This is a genomic window from Streptomyces sp. LUP47B (assembly GCF_001746295.1).
GTDB lineage: Bacteria > Actinomycetota > Actinomycetes > Streptomycetales > Streptomycetaceae > Streptomyces.
Window position 1 is genome coordinate 1 of sequence record NZ_MJAH01000002.1, and the last position, 16,754, is coordinate 16,754.

At 70.2% G+C, this 16,754-nt stretch carries 13 protein-coding genes and 1 pseudogene; 13 read left to right on the forward strand and 1 reads right to left on the reverse strand.

All coding sequences use genetic code 11. The annotated features are described in order from the left end of the window. The 9 genes from BFN33_RS06665 to obgE form a co-directional block, all read left to right on the forward strand. Positions 1–3,326, forward strand: a 3,326-nt coding sequence (locus BFN33_RS06665; protein ID WP_256122670.1) for a ribonuclease E/G, incomplete at its 5' end; no start/stop codon positions are given. A gap of 211 nt (positions 3,327–3,537) precedes the next feature. After that, positions 3,538–4,605 carry a glucose-1-phosphate thymidylyltransferase gene (locus BFN33_RS06670; RefSeq protein WP_069758981.1) on the forward strand — a complete coding sequence of 356 codons (1,068 nt, stop codon included), beginning with the start codon at positions 3,538–3,540 and terminating at the stop codon, positions 4,603–4,605. Further along, positions 4,602–5,588, forward strand: a complete 987-nt coding sequence (gene rfbB / locus BFN33_RS06675) for a dTDP-glucose 4,6-dehydratase (protein ID WP_069758982.1) — start codon at positions 4,602–4,604, stop codon at positions 5,586–5,588. Before BFN33_RS06670 ends, rfbB begins: the two co-directional genes overlap by 4 nt. Beyond that, entirely contained in the window at positions 5,585–6,481 is an 897-nt protein-coding gene (rfbD, locus tag BFN33_RS06680; RefSeq protein ID WP_069758983.1) for a dTDP-4-dehydrorhamnose reductase, read from the forward strand. The genes rfbB and rfbD overlap by 4 nt, the downstream gene beginning before the upstream one ends. Continuing rightward, positions 6,478–8,478, forward strand: coding sequence for a glycosyltransferase (locus BFN33_RS06685; protein ID WP_069758984.1), 2,001 nt, complete (start codon positions 6,478–6,480; stop codon positions 8,476–8,478). Before rfbD ends, BFN33_RS06685 begins: the two co-directional genes overlap by 4 nt. 8 nt (positions 8,479–8,486) lie before the next feature. Beyond that, complete coding sequence (gene rfbC / locus BFN33_RS06690) at positions 8,487–9,080, forward strand: dTDP-4-dehydrorhamnose 3,5-epimerase (protein ID WP_069758985.1); 594 nt, start codon at positions 8,487–8,489, stop codon at positions 9,078–9,080. 205 nt (positions 9,081–9,285) lie between these two features. Further along, the gene (gene rplU / locus BFN33_RS06695; RefSeq protein ID WP_030601628.1) at positions 9,286–9,606 is read left to right on the forward strand and encodes a 50S ribosomal protein L21; all 321 of its coding nucleotides are present in this window, start codon (positions 9,286–9,288) and stop codon (positions 9,604–9,606) included. Between the two features lie 14 nt (positions 9,607–9,620). Further along, positions 9,621–9,875, forward strand: coding sequence for a 50S ribosomal protein L27 (gene rpmA / locus BFN33_RS06700; RefSeq protein WP_057615924.1), 255 nt, complete (start codon positions 9,621–9,623; stop codon positions 9,873–9,875). A 105-nt stretch (positions 9,876–9,980) separates the two neighbouring features. After that, a complete protein-coding gene (gene obgE / locus BFN33_RS06705; RefSeq protein WP_069758986.1) occupies positions 9,981–11,417 on the forward strand; it encodes a GTPase ObgE in 1,437 nt (478 codons plus the stop codon). Positions 11,418–11,527: 110 nt separating this feature from the next. Here the strand turns inward: obgE and BFN33_RS54160 are convergent. Further along, positions 11,528–11,668, reverse strand: a pseudogene (locus BFN33_RS54160) (TIGR00374 family protein); the annotation flags it as partial. A 185-nt stretch (positions 11,669–11,853) separates the two neighbouring features. On the opposite strand from BFN33_RS54160, the gene BFN33_RS54165 reads away from it, so the two are divergent. The 4 genes from BFN33_RS54165 (at position 11,854) to BFN33_RS06720 (ending at position 16,694) form a co-directional block, all read left to right on the forward strand. Beyond that, complete coding sequence (locus BFN33_RS54165) at positions 11,854–11,979, forward strand: hypothetical protein (protein ID WP_256122671.1); 126 nt, start codon at positions 11,854–11,856, stop codon at positions 11,977–11,979. A 201-nt stretch (positions 11,980–12,180) separates the two neighbouring features. After that, on the forward strand, positions 12,181–13,731 hold the full coding sequence (locus BFN33_RS06710) for an alkaline phosphatase (protein WP_069758987.1): 1,551 nt from the start codon (positions 12,181–12,183) through the stop codon (positions 13,729–13,731). Positions 13,732–13,820: 89 nt separating this feature from the next. After that, positions 13,821–15,050 carry a hypothetical protein gene (locus BFN33_RS06715; protein WP_069758988.1) on the forward strand — a complete coding sequence of 410 codons (1,230 nt, stop codon included), beginning with the start codon at positions 13,821–13,823 and terminating at the stop codon, positions 15,048–15,050. Positions 15,051–15,194: 144 nt separating this feature from the next. Then, complete coding sequence (locus tag BFN33_RS06720) at positions 15,195–16,694, forward strand: bifunctional cytidylyltransferase/SDR family oxidoreductase (RefSeq protein ID WP_069758989.1); 1,500 nt, start codon at positions 15,195–15,197, stop codon at positions 16,692–16,694. The last annotated feature ends 60 nt before the right edge of the window (positions 16,695–16,754 follow it).

Consider the following 16,754-nt stretch of genomic DNA (forward strand, 5'->3'; position numbering starts at 1 on the left):
CCCGCCGCCGTGCCCCGCGCCGCGTCTCCACGCCTGCCGGTGCTCCCGAGGGCGAGGCCGCCGAGGCCACGCCGTCCGAGCCGGTCGCCGAGGCCCCCGCCGTGCAGGAGCCCGCCACCGAGGCCGCCGCACCCGTCGCCGAGACTCCCGGCGAGGACGCCGCCCCGCGCCGTGCCCGTCGCCGGGCCGTTCGCCAGGCCGCCACCGGGTTCTCCGAGCCCGCGCGACGCGCTCGCGTTGCCGAGGCCGAGACCGAGGCCGAGGACGAGTCGGTGCGTCGGCCGGCCCGCCCCGCGGTCGCCGTGTTCCAGGCGCCCGTCTTCACCGAGCCGCAGTTCCAGACCCCGCAGCGGGCCGCCGCCGAGGCCGCCGCGGAGGCGGAGACCGAGCAGAGCGAAGAGCCGGTCGAGTCCGCCGAGCCGGTCGAGGAGATCGCCGAGGAGCAGAGCGGGCCGCGGCGCCGCCGCCGTCGCCGGGGTGCCGGTGACGAGCCCGAGGCGCAGGAGACCGCCGCAGAGACCGTCGTAGAGGAAGAAGAGACGGACGAGGCCGGCGACGAGGACTCCGCGGACGCGGACGACGCCGAGGAGACCGGGTCGCGGCGTCGCCGTCGCCGCGGTGGCCGACGCAGGCGCCGGGGCGAGTCCGCCGAGGCGTCCGGTGACGAGGACTCGGAGGACTCCGACGAGCCCGCCGCCGGTCAGTCCCAGGACGACGAGGGTGCCGAGCAGGACGACGAGGACGACGAGGACGCCCGTTCCGACGAGTCCGGCGGCTCCAGCTCCAGCCGTCGCCGCCGTCGCCGTCGGCGTCGGGCCGGGGACTCCTCCGCGGACACCGAGCCCGATGACGGCGACCCCGAGCGGACCGTCGTCAAGGTGCGCGAGCCCCGTCCCGTGCGGGAAAGGGTCTCGGAGCCGTCCGACGAGGTGCAGTCCATCAAGGGCTCGACCCGTCTGGAGGCCAAGAAGCAGCGCCGCCGCGAGGGCCGTGAGCAGGGCCGCCGCCGGGTCCCGATCATCACCGAGGCCGAGTTCCTCGCCCGCCGCGAGGCCGTCGAGCGGGTGATGGTCGTCCGCCAGAGCGGTGAGCGCACCCAGATCGGCGTGCTCGAGGACGGTGTGCTCGTCGAGCACTACGTCAACAAGGAGCAGGCCACCTCGTACGTCGGCAACGTCTACCTGGGCAAGGTCCAGAACGTGCTGCCGTCGATGGAGGCCGCCTTCATCGACATCGGCAAGGGCCGCAACGCGGTGCTCTACGCCGGTGAGGTCAACTTCGAGGCGCTCGGCATGGCCAACGGGCCGCGCCGCATCGAGAGCGCGCTGAAGTCCGGTCAGTCGGTGCTGGTCCAGGTGACCAAGGACCCGATCGGCCACAAGGGCGCGCGGCTCACCAGCCAGGTCTCCCTCCCCGGGCGCTACCTCGTGTACGTCCCCGAGGGCTCCATGACCGGCATCAGCCGCAAGCTGCCCGACACCGAGCGCGCGCGTCTGAAGACCATCCTCAAGAAGATCGTCCCCGAGGACGCGGGCGTCATCGTGCGCACCGCCGCCGAGGGCGCGAGCGAGGACGAGCTGCGCCGCGATGTCGAGCGGCTGCAGGCGCAGTGGGAGGACATCCAGAAGAAGGCGAAGAGCGGCAACGCCCCGACGCTGCTCTACGGCGAGCCGGACATGACCGTCCGCGTCGTCCGCGACATCTTCAACGAGGACTTCTCCAAGGTCATCGTCAGCGGTGACGAGGGATGGGAGACCATCCACGGATACGTCTCGCACGTCGCGCCCGACCTGGCCGACCGGCTGTCGAAGTGGACCTCCGAGGTCGACGTCTTCGCCACGTACCGGATCGACGAGCAGCTCGCCAAGGCGCTGGACCGCAAGGTCTGGCTGCCCAGCGGCGGTTCGCTGGTGATCGACCGGACCGAGGCGATGGTCGTCGTCGACGTCAACACCGGCAAGTTCACCGGCCAGGGCGGCAACCTCGAGGAGACGGTCACCAGGAACAACCTGGAGGCGGCCGAGGAGATCGTGCGCCAGCTCAGGCTGCGCGACCTCGGCGGCATCATCGTCATCGACTTCATCGACATGGTCCTGGAGTCCAACCGGGACCTGGTGCTGCGGCGCCTGCTCGAGTGCCTGGGCCGGGACCGGACCAAGCACCAGGTCGCCGAGGTCACCTCGCTGGGCCTGGTCCAGATGACCCGCAAGCGGGTGGGCCAGGGCCTGCTGGAGTCCTTCTCCGAGACCTGCGTCCACTGCAACGGCCGCGGTGTCATCGTGCACATGGAGACGCCGACCTCCGCCGGTGGCGGCGGCAAGCGCAAGAAGCGCGGGCGCGGTGGTGACGGGCAGGAGCACGTCCACGAGGCCGTGGCCGCGGTAGAGGCTCCCGAGGCGCCCGAAGAGGTCGAGACCGAGGCCGAGCTCGCCGCCGAGGTGGCCGAGCCGATCGCGCTCACCCCGGCCGAGTTCGCTCCCGACGAGGAGCTGTACAGCAGCGTCGCCGAGGCGGAGGCCGCGGCCACGCGCGGGCGTGGCCGCCGTAGGTCGAGCCGTCGGGCGTCCGCCCCGGCCGGCGCGCCGAGGGGTGGCGGGTCGAGGAGGTCCGGCGGCTTCGAGGCGCCGGCCGACCAGGAGAGCCCGGTCTCCGAGGACGTCGAGGTGCCGACCGCTCAGACCGTGCCGGCCGAGGTGGAGGCCGAGCGGCCCGTGCAGCCGGAGACGGCCGCCGAGGCGCAGGCCGAGCCGGTCGCCGCGGAGGACCCGGTCGTGGAGGCCGTGTCCGCGAGCGAGCCCGCCGCCGACGAGGCCGCGCCCAGGGGCCGTACGCGCCGCCGGGCCACCCGGAGGGCATCGGCCCCGGCCGGTTCCCCGACCGGTGCCGAGGCCGCCGTGGTGACGGTCGCCGAGACCGCGCCGGTGGCCGAGCCGCAGCCCGAGGCGGCCCCGGCCGTGTCGGCCGAGCCCGAGGTGGTGGCAGAGAGCGCCGCCCCGGCCCGTCCGCGTCGTCGTGCCGTCCGCAAGGCCACCGCGCCCACCGCGTCCGAGGAGGCGGCCGTCGTGGTCGTGCCCTCGGCGGAGGCACCGGCCGAGGCGGAGGCGCCCGTCGAGGAGGCGGCTCCGGCGAAGAAGACGGCCCGTAAGACGGCCAAGAAGGCCACGGCGAAGAAGGCCGCGACCAAGAAGGCCACCACCGCCAAGAAGACGGCCGCGAAGAAGACCGTGGCCAAGAAGACGACCGCGAAGAAGGCGGCGTCGAAGAAGACGGTGGCGGCCGAGCAGCAGTCGCCGCGGTCCGTCTCGACCCCGGCCGACGAGGCCTGACGGACGGTCACCGCATAGTTTCGGCCGTCTGAAGATCGAAATCCGCTCCTGGTTCGCCGGGGGCGGATTTCGTGATTCTGTAGGTATTGCGTCCGACGGAAAGTTGTCAACCGGTGATCGATCGTGTGAATGGCTGGTGAATCCCCGGCCTGTCCACAGGGTTATGATGTGAGCCGAGATTGACGCTTAATTTAGACAAATAGGGATTTTCGTGAAGGCTCTCGTGCTCTCCGGGGGAGCGGGCACCCGCCTCCGCCCGATCACCCACACGTCCGCCAAGCAGTTGGTGCCGGTCGCCAACAAGCCGGTGCTGTTCTACGGCCTGGAGGCGATCGCCGACGCCGGGATCAGCGAGGTCGGCATCGTCGTCGGCGACACCGCGGACGAGATCCGTGAGGCGGTCGGTGACGGCTCCCAGTTCGGGATCAAGGTCACCTACATCCCGCAGGAAGCACCGCTGGGCCTCGCCCACGCCGTCCTCATCGCGCAGGAGTTCCTCGGTGACGAGGACTTCGTCATGTACCTCGGCGACAACTTCATCGTCGGTGGCATCACCGGTCTGGTGGACGAGTTCCGCGCCGAGCGGCCCGAGGCGCAGATCCTGCTGACCCGGGTCCCCAACCCCACCTCCTTCGGTGTCGCCGAACTCGACCGCGACGGCCGGGTGGTGGGCCTGGAGGAGAAGCCGAAGCAGCCCAAGAGCGACCTGGCCCTCGTCGGCGTCTACCTCTTCACCCCGGCCGTGCACGAGGCCGTCCGCTCCATCGAGCCGTCCTGGCGCGGCGAGCTGGAGATCACCCACGCGATCCAGTGGCTGATCGACCAGAAGCGTGACGTGCGTTCCACGACCATCTCCGGGTACTGGAAGGACACCGGCAACGTCACCGACATGCTGGAGGTCAACCGGTCGGTCCTGGAGACCGTCGACCCGGTGAACGAGGGCACGGTCGACGAGAGCAGCGAGATCATCGGCCGGGTCCGGGTCGAGGCGGGCGCCAGCGTCCGTGGCAGCCGTATCGTCGGTCCCGCCATCATCGGTGCCGGCACGGTGGTCAACGACGCCTACATCGGTCCGTTCACGTCCGTGTCCGAGGACTGCCGGATCGAGGACAGTGAAATCGAGTACTCCATCGTGCTGCGCGGCTCGTCCGTGACCGGCGTGCGCCGCGTGGAGGCCTCGCTCATCGGACGTGACGTCGAGGTCACGCCCGCGCCCCGTAACCCCAAGGCACACCGACTCGTGCTCGGTGATCACAGCAAGGTGCAGATCTCTTCATGACCACTCGGATTCTGGTGACCGGCGGTGCCGGCTTCATCGGCTCGCACTACGTCCGTACCGTGCTCGGCCCCGAGGGCCCCGGTGACATCGCCGTCACCGTCCTCGACAAGCTGACCTACGCGGGCAACCCGGCCAACCTCGACGAGGTGCGCGAGCACCCGGGCTTCGCCTTCGTGCAGGGCGACATCTGCGACCCCGAGCTGGTCGGCAAGCTGATGGCCGAGCACGACCAGGTCGTCCACTTCGCCGCCGAGTCGCACGTCGACCGTTCCATCGACGGCGGCGCGGAGTTCGTGCGCACCAACGTGGTCGGCACCCACACCCTCATCGACGCGGCCCACCGCGCGGGCATCAAGACCTTCGTGCACATCTCCACCGACGAGGTCTACGGCTCGATCGACGAGGGTTCCTGGCCCGAGACGCACCCGCTGGAGCCCAACTCGCCGTACTCCTCGGCGAAGGCGTCCAGCGACCTGATCGCGCTGTCGTACCACCGCACCCACGGCCTGGACGTGCGGGTGACCCGCTGCTCCAACAACTACGGGCACCACCACTTCCCCGAGAAGGTCATCCCGCTCTTCGTGACCAACCTTCTCGACGGCAAGAAGGTTCCGCTGTACGGCGACGGCGGCAACGTCCGCGACTGGCTGCACATCGACGACCACGTCCAGGGCATCGAGCTGGTCCGCACCAAGGGCCGGGCCGGCGAGGTCTACAACATCGGCGGCGGCACCGAACTCTCCAACAAGGAGCTCACCGGGCTGCTGCTGAAGGCGTGCGGCGCCGACTGGGAGACCAGCGTCGAGTACGTCGAGGACCGCAAGGGCCACGACCGCCGCTACTCCGTCGACTGCACCAAGATCCGCGAGGAGCTCGGCTACGAGCCCCGCAAGAGCTTCGAGCAGGGCCTCGCCGAGACCGTTCAGTGGTACCGCGACAACCGCGCCTGGTGGGAGCCGCTGAAGGAGCGGGCCGCGCTGTGACCGACAACCGCACCTGGCTGGTCACGGGCGCGGGCGGCATGCTGGGCCAGGACGTCCTGGCCCGGCTGGACCGGGCGGGGGAGCGGTATGTCGCCCTCGACCGCGCGGCGCTGGACCTCACCGACGCCGACGCCGTGAGCGCGGCACTGGACGAGCACCGGCCCGCCGTGGTCGTCAACTGCGCCGCCTGGACCGCCGTCGACGACGCCGAGACCCGTGAGGCCGAGGCGCTCGCGATCAACGGCGACGGTCCGGCCAACCTGGCCGCCGCCTGCGCCCGCACCTGCGCCGTCCTGCTGCACGTCTCCACGGACTACGTCTTCGCCGGGGACGCCAAGGAGCCGTACGCGGAGGACGCCCCCACCGCGCCCCGCAGCGCCTACGGCCGCACCAAGCTGGCCGGCGAGAAGGCCGTGCTCGGGATCGAGCGCGGGTACGTCGTCCGCACCGCCTGGCTCTACGGCACCGGCGGGCCGAACTTCGTCCGCACGATGATCAAGCTCGAGGGCGTCAAGGACACCCTCGACGTCGTCGACGACCAGCGCGGTCAGCCCACCTGGAGCGCCGATCTGGCAGGTCTGCTGGTCGAGTTGGGCCGCGGAGCCCTGGCCGGCACCGCCCCGGCCGGCGTCTACCACGGCACCAACTCCGGCGAGACCACCTGGCACGGCTTCACCCAGGAGATCTTCCGCCTGCTCGGCACCGACCCGGACCGGGTCCGCCCCACCACCAGCGACGCGTTCGTCCGCCCCGCCCCCCGTCCCGCCTACAGCGTCCTCGGTCACGGCCGGTTCGCCGAGGCCGGCATCGAGCCGCTGCGCGACTGGCGCACGGCTCTCACCGAGGCCTTCCCGGAGATCCACCGGGTCCATCTGAAGGAGAACACGGCGTGACGGTCAAGGTCAGCGTCGTCATCGCGGTCTACAACCCCGGCAAATACGTCGAGGACTGCATCACGGGCCTGCTGCGGCAGAGCCTCACCCCGGACGAGTTCGAGGTCTTCTTCGTCAACGACGGCTCCACCGACGAGACCCCGGCCCGGCTGGACCAGCTCGCCGCCGAGCACCCGCACTTCCACGTCATCCACCAGGAGTCCTCCGGCTGGTCGGGCAGGCCCCGCAACACCGGCATCGAGGCCGCCCAGGGCGAGTACGTCATGTTCGTCGACCACGACGACTGGCTCGGCGACGAGGCCCTGGAGCGGATGTACGACTACGGCAAGGCCAACGAGGCCGACGTCGTCGTGGGAAAGATGGCGGGCATCGGACGGCCGGTCCCGCAGGAGCTGTTCCGGGTCAACCGGCCGCGTGCCACCGTGTCGAACGCGCCGCTGATCGACAGCCTCACCCCGCACAAGATGTTCCGGCGGGAGTTCCTGAACGAGCACGGGATCCGCTTCAAGGAGGGTCGCCGCCGGCTCGAGGACCACGTCTTCGTCGTCGAGACCTACCTGCGCGCGAAGAACGTCTCCGTCCTCGGCGACTACCTGTGCTACTACCACATCACCCGTGACGACGGCTCCAACGCCGGCTTCCAGCGCTTCGACCCGGTCGGCTACTTCGGCAACCTGCGCGAGGCTCTCGACGTGGTCGAGGAGCTCACCGAGCCCGGCGCGCTGCGCGACAAGCTGTTCAGCCGCTGGCTGCGCAACGAGATGGTCGAGCGGCTGCGCGGCAAGCGCCTCCTCAAGCTCCCCGAGGACTACGCCGAGGAGCTGTACACCGAGATCCACAAGGTGGTCACCGAGCGCTTCGGACCGGGTGTCGTCGCCCGTCTCGGCCTCACCCAGAAGGTCGTCGCCGGGCTGATCTTCGCCGACCGCTACGAGGACATCCGGACGCTCGCCGAGTGGGAGGCCGGGATCAAGCCCACCGGCGAGCTCACCTCGCTGGAGTGGCAGGACGGCACCCTGCGCGTCGGCTTCGACTCCGAACTGCACTTCGGCGACGAGCCGATGACCTTCCGCCGCGAGGGTGAGCGCCGGCTGCTCGGTCTGCCGCTGTCCGACGAGGCCCTCAAGGCGCTCGACGACCAGGGCATCGCGCTGGACGCCCCGCTGGCCAAGAGCGACGTGGACCTCGTGGTCCGGCACCGCGAGGACGCCCGGCAGTTCTACCTGCCCGTCACGAGCGAGCTGCACGAGGTCGCGGCCGGGGACGGTGTCTTCCGGCAGCGGATCTCCGCCCGCGCCGAGCTCGACCCCGAGACCGCGGCCTCCGGGGCCCCGCTCGACAAGGGCATCTGGGATCTGCACCTCAGGATCAAGTCCTGCGGCTGGAGCAAGGAGACCCGGCTCGGCGCGGTGCGCGGCGCGGACGTCGAGGCCGGTCGCCTGGCCGCCCTCACGGGCGAGTCCAAGCGGCTCGTCCTGCCGTACTGGACCGACGGACCGGGCAACCTCTCGCTCGACGTCGACCAGCACACGAACAAGCTGGAGGGCGAGGCGGTCGCCGTCATGCCGCCCGCCGGGGCCACGGTCGAGGGTCCCGTCGTACGGCTGCCCCTGCCGCTGCACGTCGCCGCGACCGGCGGGGACCCGGTCCAGCTCCGCTTCGAGCGCAAGAACGTCGGCAAGTACCCCGCCGACGCCACGGTCGCCGACGGTGTCCTCACCGCCGAACTGCCGCTGGAGCAGCTCACCGGCATGCGCTGGGCGGTCCGCGTCGGCGTACCGTCCGCCGCCCGCGGTGAGCGCAAGTGGACCCGGCTCCCGGTCGACGTGGTGATCGCCGCCGACGGCACCGCCAAGGTGATCGACCGGCACACCCCGTCGGCCACGAAGAAGGCCGCTGCCGGCGCCCCCAAGAAGAAGGCGGCCGCGCCGCGCCCGCTGTGGCGCCGGGCCGCCGGGCGTATCAAGCGCGCCCTGACCAACCAGAAGAAGGGCTGAGACCCGCGATGCGACCCCTTTCCATCTCCGGTGCCTGGGTGTTCGAGCCGAAGGTCTTCCCCGACGGCCGGGGCAGCTTCCACGAGTGGTTCAAGGCCCCGGCCTTCGCGGAGGCCGCCGGCCACCCGCTCGGCCTGGCCCAGGCCAACATGTCCGTCTCCAGCCGGGGCACCCTGCGCGGCATCCACTTCGCCGACGTGCCGCCCGGACAGGCCAAGTACGTCAAGTGCGTGCGCGGCGCGGTCCTCGACGTGATCGTGGACATCCGGACCGGCTCGCCGACCTTCGGCCAGTGGGAGATCGTCCGCCTGGACGACCAGGACCACCACGCCGTCTACCTCTCCGAGGGACTCGGCCACGGATTCATGGCGCTGACCGACGACGCCACCGTGGTCTACCTCTGCTCGGAGGGGTACGCACCCGAGCGCGAGCACGGCGTCCACCCGCTCGACCCGGAGATCGGCATCGAGTGGCCCGAGGGGATCGCCCCGCTGCTCTCTCCCAAGGACGAGCAGGCGCCCACCCTGGCCGAGGCCCGCGAGCAGGGGCTGCTGCCCTCCTACGAGGCGTGCCTGGCCTACCGGGAGAGCCTCGGCTCCTGACCCACAGGTTTGAACGAGGCGGGGCCCGGTTTGACCCGTTCGGCTGTGGCCCCGTAACCTAGACCGTCGGCGTGTCCACTGGTGACACGCCACATCCCCGTAAACCTCTTCCTCTCGGGTCTCTGTTCTGGCCGGGAGAGGCCGCTCGCTCTGCCGGGCGGCTGGACTGCGGGGGTGCCGTCCCGAGCGAGAGAGTGAGATCCGCGTGTACGCCATCGTGCGCAGCGGTGGTCGCCAGCACAAGGTTGCTGTCGGCGACATCGTTGAGGTTGACAAGATTTCCACTGCCAAGGTTGGCGACACGGTCGAGCTCTCGACCCTGCTCGTTGTCGACGGCGAAGCTGTCACCAGCGACCCGTGGGTGCTGGCCGGCATCAAGGTCCAGGCCGAGGTCGTGGACCACCACAAGGGCGTCAAGATCGACATCCTTCGCTACAAGAACAAGACCGGCTACCGCCGTCGTCAGGGCCACCGCCAGCAGTACACGGCGATCAAGGTCACTGAGATCCCCGCGGCTGCGAAGTAAGGGACTGAGGAGAGATGGCACACAAGAAGGGCGCATCGTCCACCCGTAACGGTCGTGACTCCAACGCTCAGCGCCTCGGCGTGAAGCGTTTCGGTGGTCAGGTCGTCAACGCGGGCGAGATCCTGGTCCGCCAGCGCGGCACCCACTTCCACCCCGGCGCGGGCGTCGGCCGTGGCGGCGACGACACGCTGTTCGCCCTCGAGGCCGGTTCGGTGCAGTTCGGCACCAGCCGTGGCCGCAAGGTCGTGAACATCGTTCCGGTCGCCTGATCGGAAACTTTCGCGAGGCGGACCTCACTTCCCTGGTGGGAAGGCGGGTCCGCCTTTCGCGTGTTAAGCCAGTAGTACTCGTGACGTTTTTGGAGGCACCGAACCATGACCACCTTCGTGGACCGCGTCGAACTGCATGTCGCCGCGGGTAACGGAGGCCACGGCTGTGCCTCCGTCCACCGTGAGAAGTTCAAGCCGCTCGGCGGCCCGGACGGCGGGAACGGCGGTCGTGGCGGTGACGTGATCCTCACCGTCGACCAGTCCGTCACCACGCTGCTCGACTACCACCACTCCCCGCACCGCAAGGCCACCAACGGCAAGCCCGGTGAGGGCGGCAACCGCTCCGGCAAGGACGGCCAGGACCTGGTCCTGCCGGTGCCGGACGGCACCGTGGTCCTGGACCGGGAGGGCAACGTCCTCGCCGACATGGTCGGGCACGGCACCTCGTTCGTCGCCGCCCAGGGCGGCCGCGGCGGCCTCGGCAACGCGGCGCTGGCCTCCGCCCGCCGCAAGGCCCCCGGGTTCGCGCTGCTCGGCGTGCCGGGAGACCTCCAGGACATCGTCCTGGAGCTCAAGACCGTCGCCGACGTGGCGCTGGTCGGCTACCCGAGCGCGGGCAAGTCCTCGCTGATCTCGGTGCTGAGCGCGGCCAAGCCGAAGATCGCCGACTACCCGTTCACCACGCTGGTCCCGAACCTGGGTGTGGTGACCGCCGGCTCGACCGTCTACACGATCGCCGACGTGCCGGGCCTGATCCCGGGCGCCAGCCAGGGCAAGGGCCTGGGCCTGGAGTTCCTGCGGCACGTGGAGCGCTGCAGTGTCCTCGTGCACGTGCTGGACACCGCCACGCTGGAGTCCGACCGCGACCCGGTCTCCGACCTCGACATCATCGAGGCGGAGCTCAGGGAGTACGGCGGCCTCGACAACCGTCCCCGCATCGTCGTCCTCAACAAGATCGACGTACCGGACGGCAAGGACCTCGCCGAGATGGTGCGGCCGGATCTGGAGGCGCGCGGCTACCGCGTCTTCGAGGTGTCCGCCGTCGCGCACATGGGGCTGAAGGAGCTGTCCTTCGGCCTCGCCGAGCTGGTCGGCAAGGCGCGGGCCGCCAAGCCCAAGGAGGAGGCGACCCGGATCGTCATCCGGCCCAAGGCCGTGGACGACGCGGGCTTCACCGTGGTCCGCGAGGAGGACGGGCTGTACCGGGTGCGCGGCGAGAAGCCGGAGCGCTGGGTGCGGCAGACCGACTTCAGCAACGACGAGGCCGTCGGCTACCTCGCCGACCGCCTCAACCGCCTCGGTGTGGAAGATCAGTTGATGAAGGCGGGCGCCCGCTCGGGCGACGGCGTGGCCATCGGCCCCGAGGACAACGCGGTCGTCTTCGACTGGGAGCCGACCGTCATGGCCGGCGCCGAGATGCTCGGCCGGCGTGGCGAGGACCACCGCTTCGAGGAACCCCGGCCGGCCGCCCAGCGCCGCCGCGACAAGCAGGCGGAACGGGACGAGGCGACCCAGGAGTTCGACGACTTCGAGCCGTTCTGAGCGAACGGCGGCCCCGGTCCGGCGCAGGGCGTCCGGGGCGACGCACCCGCGGTATGGCGGGGGGRGSCACCCCCGCCATACCGCGGGCGGCGCGAGCGACCTGCTGACCCCACCACCAGAGCCGCCTCCACCGAGCCGACCCCGCGGGGTGTGGGCACCAGCGCCACCGCGCAGGTCGCTGCCAGATACGCCACGGCCATGTGCAGGGGCGGCGCCGGCAGCCCCAGCGCCTGCCCCACCGCGGCCAGCCCGTGGTCGCTCAGCACGACCTGTCGGCGATCGGCGGGTCCTTCACCCGCGAGTAGGACAGCCGTGTCCGTCGGCAGGGTCGTCCATGCGGGTGACGTGAACGGCGACGGACCGGCCGACGTCGCGCGCGGCGAGACCGGGGGGCGCGGGGTCCGGGTGGTCCTTCCGCTCCTGACAGGAGCACGTCGTGGCGCCTGCCGGTGTGCCGCTTCCGGCCACCGTCCTGGCCCCGCACGCAACGTTCACCTTCGGCCACACCTTCCTCGGTACGACCGCCGCGAAGGCCCGTCTGGGCTCGGGCTTCGCCAACTAAACCTAAAAGATCGTCAGCCGGCAGTGTCCTGAAGGCCGTTGCGCCGGGATCACGTTCATCATGTGATACCCGAGTCGCAACGGCTCTTCTGTTGTCTACCTATTTGTCATGCACGCGAACACTCTGGTTCAACGCGCGGATCCCCCCGAAGCGTGAGCTTCCAGGGTGTCCAAGAGGTCAGCGACGCAAGGGAGTTCGCCCATGTACGGAGCAGCATCACCCGGCCGACGCCGCTTTCTGACCACAGGCGCCGCCGTGCTCGGCGCCGCCGCCTCCGCCCAGCTGTGGCTGCCGGGCACCGCGCGAGCGGCGGAGACCCCGCTGCCCGACGGTGTGTTCAGCCTCGGTGTGTCCTCCGGCGACCCGTTGCCGGACGGCATCGTGCTGTGGACCCGGCTCGCCCCGGACCCGCTGAACGGCGGAGGCATGCCCGACAGGGTGGTGCCGGTGGACTGGGAGCTCGCCGAGGACCAGCGTTTCAGAAAGGTCGTCCGCCGCGGCACCGCCCAGGCCATGCCCGCGTTCGGACACAGCGTTCACGTCGATGTGCGGGGGCTGCGCGCGGGCCGCACCTACTGGTACCGCTTCCGAGCCGACGGCCAGCTCTCGCGCACCGGCCGCACCCGCACCGCCCCCGCCCGGCACACCTCCCAGGGCACCCTGCGTGTCGCGCTCGCCTCCTGCCAGAACTGGCAGCACGGCTACTTCACGCCGTACGCCGACATGCTGGACCAGGACCCCGACGTCGTGCTGTTCGTCGGCGACTACATCTACGAGTCGGCGCCGTCGTCGGCCGGGCCGCGCCGGCACGAGGGCACGGGGGAGCCGTACACGCTCGTCCAGTACCGCAACCGGTACGCCCAGTACCGCACCGACCCGGACCTCGCCGAGATCCACGCGAGCGTGCCCTGGGTGGTCACCTTCGACGACCACGAGGTCGACAACGACTGGGCCGGCGAGATCCCGCAGGACCCCGACAAGCAGCCGCACGACGCGTTCGTGGCCCGGATGACCGCGGCCTTCCAGGCGTACTACGAGCACATGCCGGTCCGTGCCACCGCCTTCCCGGACGGCCCGCACATCCAGATGTACCGGCGTCTGGAGTTCGGCCGTCTGGCCCGGCTGAACGTGCTCGACACCCGGCAGTTCCGCAGCGACCAGGTCACCGGTCAGGCGGCCGCCCAGGATCCCTCGCTCACCATGCTCGGCGCCGAGCAGAAGCGGTGGCTCCTGGAGGGGCTGCACGACTCACCGGCCCGCTGGAACCTCATCGCCTCGCAGATCATGATGGCCGAGACCGACATCCTGCTGGGCGAGGGCAAGCTCTGGTACTACGACGCCTGGGACGGCTACCAGGTCGAACGCAACGCGCTCCTGGAGGAGTTCACCAGCGTGCGCAACCCGGTCGTGCTCTCGGGCGACCGCCACCTCACGATGATCAGCGACCTCAGGGTGGACTACGCCGACCCGTCCTCCCGGGTGGTCGGCGCCGAGTTCGTCGGGACGTCCATCTCGAGCAACGGCGACCAGGACCAGGCCGCCTTCCACGCCCAGTGGGACCCGCTGATGGGCGACAACCCTCACTGGAAGTTCATCGACGCCCACCGCGGCTACCACCTGTTCGACATCGACCGGCACGGCATCGACGCCCAGGTCCGGGTCGTGGACACGGTGGTCAGGCCACAGGCGACGCCCAGCACGCTGGCGCAGCTCCGGGTGGACGCGGGCAGGCCCGGAGTCCGTTTGGTGTGAGGACGTTGCCCGAGAGGGGCGTGGTCCTCATCACAGTCCCACGCTCCTCTCAGGTAACACTCAGGCACTTCTCTTACCGTCCTCTGACTATGGAGACGGACTGTACGAGTAACGACCTTCCGGTGAACGGCGTGATCGCTCCACTGCCCGCCGGGACGCGCCTGCTGCACATCGGCCCCCACAAGACCGGCACGACCGCCATCCAGGGCGCGCTGTTCGCGGCGAAGGACCTGCTGCCCGAGCACGGCGTCGTGTTCCCGGCGCACAGCAGACACCCCATGGAAGCCGCGCTGGCCGCATGCGCGAGGCCCGCGATGATCGGCGACACCGCGCCCACCGAGAAGCACTGGACGCGGCTGCTGGAACAGGTCGAGGCCACCGGCGGGAGGACCTCGGTGGTCAGCAGCGAGTTCTTCGCCGACGCCGAGGACGACGACACGATCGCGCGGATCGTCGAGCAACTGGGCGGGATGGGGGTCCCCCCACTCGAGCGAAGCCGAGAGTGGGGGAGGGTTCACGTGCTGGTCACCCTGCGCCCGCTGGTGAGGATCATGCCCTCGCAGTGGCAGCAGTACGTGCAGAACGGTCTGCGCATGGGCTACGACGACTGGCTCACCCACATGCTGAGGAAGGCGCCGTACGAGCAGCCCAACCCCAGCTTCTGGCGCCGCCACCGGCACGACCGGCTCGTCGAGCGCTGGGCCCGGGCGGTCGGTGCGGAGCGGATCACCGTCGTCGTGGTCGACGACCGCGACCGCGAGGGTCTGATGCGCACTTTCGAACAACTCCTCGGGCTGCCCGAGAATCTCCTCCAGCCCGTTCCGGACACGGCGAATCGCTCTCTTACCCTCGCCGAGACCGAAATGCTGCGGAATCTTAACAAGGAATTCCGCGGCAATGGACTGCCGGACGAGTTGTATTCCAAACTCGTCCGCAACGGCGCGGTCATGCATATGAAGAACGCGTGCAGTCCGTCGCCCGAAGACGTGAAGATCCTCACTCCCGAGTGGGCCGTGACGGCCGCCGCCGAGATCGGCGCCGAGATGGCGGGGCATATCGGGGACCTGGGTGTGCGGGTCGTCGGCGACCCCCGGCTCCTGTCCGCCGTACCGAAGGCGCCCGCCCTGGACGGGATCCCCGCCCCGCGGATCTCGCCCGAGGTGGCGGCCCGGGCGCTGTACGGGGCGCTCGCCGCGGCCGCCGAGTCGCCGGTGCGGCACACCTCGCCGGCCAAGGCGCGCACGGTGCACCAGACGTCGTCGAGGGAACTGATGCGGGTACTCGGACACCGGTGCCTGAAGAAGCTGCGCCGCCGCTGAACTCCCGTACGGCCGTCGTCACGGGCAGTACAAGATGAATGACAGGTAGCGCGTACATATGCAGTGAACGGCGGTCACCTTGCACAGCGGTAACCGCAAGTGGGACCATTTCCCCGTTCCCTGTCGCCCCGAGGTAGGTCTTCTGTGTCCCAGCACATCGCCAAGCCCCGTACCACCGCAGTGATCCTGGCCGGTGGTACCGGTCAGCGCGTGGGTCTCTCGATCCCCAAGCAGCTGCTGAAGATCGCCGGCAAGGCAGTCATCGAGCACACTCTGACCACCTTTGAGAAGGCCGACTCCATCGACGACATCATCGTCCTGATGGCGCCGGGCTACGTTCCGGACATAGAGAAGATCGTCGCCAAGGCCGGGTTCACGAAGGTCAAGAAGATCATCGAGGGTGGCGCCACCCGGAACGAGACCACCGAGCGCGCCATCGCGGCCCTCGGCGAGGGCCTGGCCGAGGGCGAGGACCTCAACGTCCTGTTCCACGACGCCGTGCGCCCGCTGCTCTCGCGCCGTGTGATCGACGACTGCGTGGTCGCCCTGGAGCGCTTCCAGGCCGTCGACGTCGCCATCCCGTCCGCGGACACCATCATCGTGACGCGCACCCACGGCCTGGACGGCGAGTTCATCACCGAGATCCCGGACCGCTCCCGGCTGCGCCGCGGCCAGACCCCGCAGGCCTTCAAGCTGTCCACCATCAAGCGCGCCTACGAGGTCGCCGCCGGGGACCCCAACTTCCAGGCCACGGACGACTGTTCGGTCGTGCTCAAGTACCTGCCGGACGTGCCGATCCACGTCGTCGCGGGTGACGAGTACAACATGAAGGTCACCCAGCCCGTCGACGTCTTCATCGCCGACAAGCTCTTCCAGCTCGCCTCGACCGCGGCTCCCGAGCAGGTGAGCGACGAGGCCTACCGCGAGCTGCTCACCGGCAAGACCATTGTCGTCTTCGGCGGCTCCTACGGCATCGGCAAGGACATCGGCGAACTCGCCGAGTCCTACGGCGCCAAGGTGTACGCGCTGGGCCGCTCCACCACCGGCACCCACGTGGAGAACCCGGAGGAGGTCGACGACGCGCTGTCCAAGGCGTACGCCGAGACCGGGCGCATCGACTACGTCGTCAACACCGCGGGCGTGCTGCGCATCGGCAAGCTGGCGGAGACCGACAACGCCACCATCGAGGAGGCGCTGAAGGTCAACTACCTGGCCCCGGTGCAGATCGCGCGCTCCTCGTACAAGTACCTGGCGGAGACCAAGGGCCAGCTGCTGCTGTACACCTCCAGCAGCTACACCCGCGGCCGCGCCGAGTACAGCCTGTACTCCTCGACCAAGGCGGCGATGGTCAACCTGACGCAGGCGCTGTCCGACGAATGGGCGGGTGACGGCGTCCGGGTGAACTGCATCAACCCCGAGCGCACCGCCACGCCCATGCGCACCAAGGCCTTCGGCCAGGAGCCCGCGGGCAGCCTGCTGTCCTCCGAGGCGGTGGCCCGCACCTCGCTCGACGTGCTGCTCTCCGAGCTGACCGGGCATGTCATCGACGTCCGCCAGCAGGACCCGACTGCCTCCGCGGGCCAGGCCTCCGGCTTCGACGCCGCGCTGGCCAGTGTCCTGGACCGTCAGGACGGCGTGGCATAATCAGCCACAATTAGTTTTCGGTAAATTCAGGCCTCTGTGGCTGCCCGTTCCTGGTGCATT

What these genes read in the sequence shown, in the direction of transcription:
- rfbB (WP_069758982.1), top strand. Translation starts at nt 4,602, where the DNA reads ATGACCACTCGGATTCTGGTGACCGGCGGTGCCGGCTTCATCGGCTCG.
- rfbC (WP_069758985.1), top strand. Translation starts at nt 8,487, where the DNA reads ATGCGACCCCTTTCCATCTCCGGTGCCTGGGTGTTCGAGCCGAAGGTC.
- rpmA (WP_057615924.1), top strand. Translation starts at nt 9,621, where the DNA reads ATGGCACACAAGAAGGGCGCATCGTCCACCCGTAACGGTCGTGACTCC.
- obgE (WP_069758986.1), top strand. Translation starts at nt 9,981, where the DNA reads ATGACCACCTTCGTGGACCGCGTCGAACTGCATGTCGCCGCGGGTAAC.
- BFN33_RS06710 (WP_069758987.1), top strand. Translation starts at nt 12,181, where the DNA reads ATGTACGGAGCAGCATCACCCGGCCGACGCCGCTTTCTGACCACAGGC.
- BFN33_RS06715 (WP_069758988.1), top strand. Translation starts at nt 13,821, where the DNA reads ATGGAGACGGACTGTACGAGTAACGACCTTCCGGTGAACGGCGTGATC.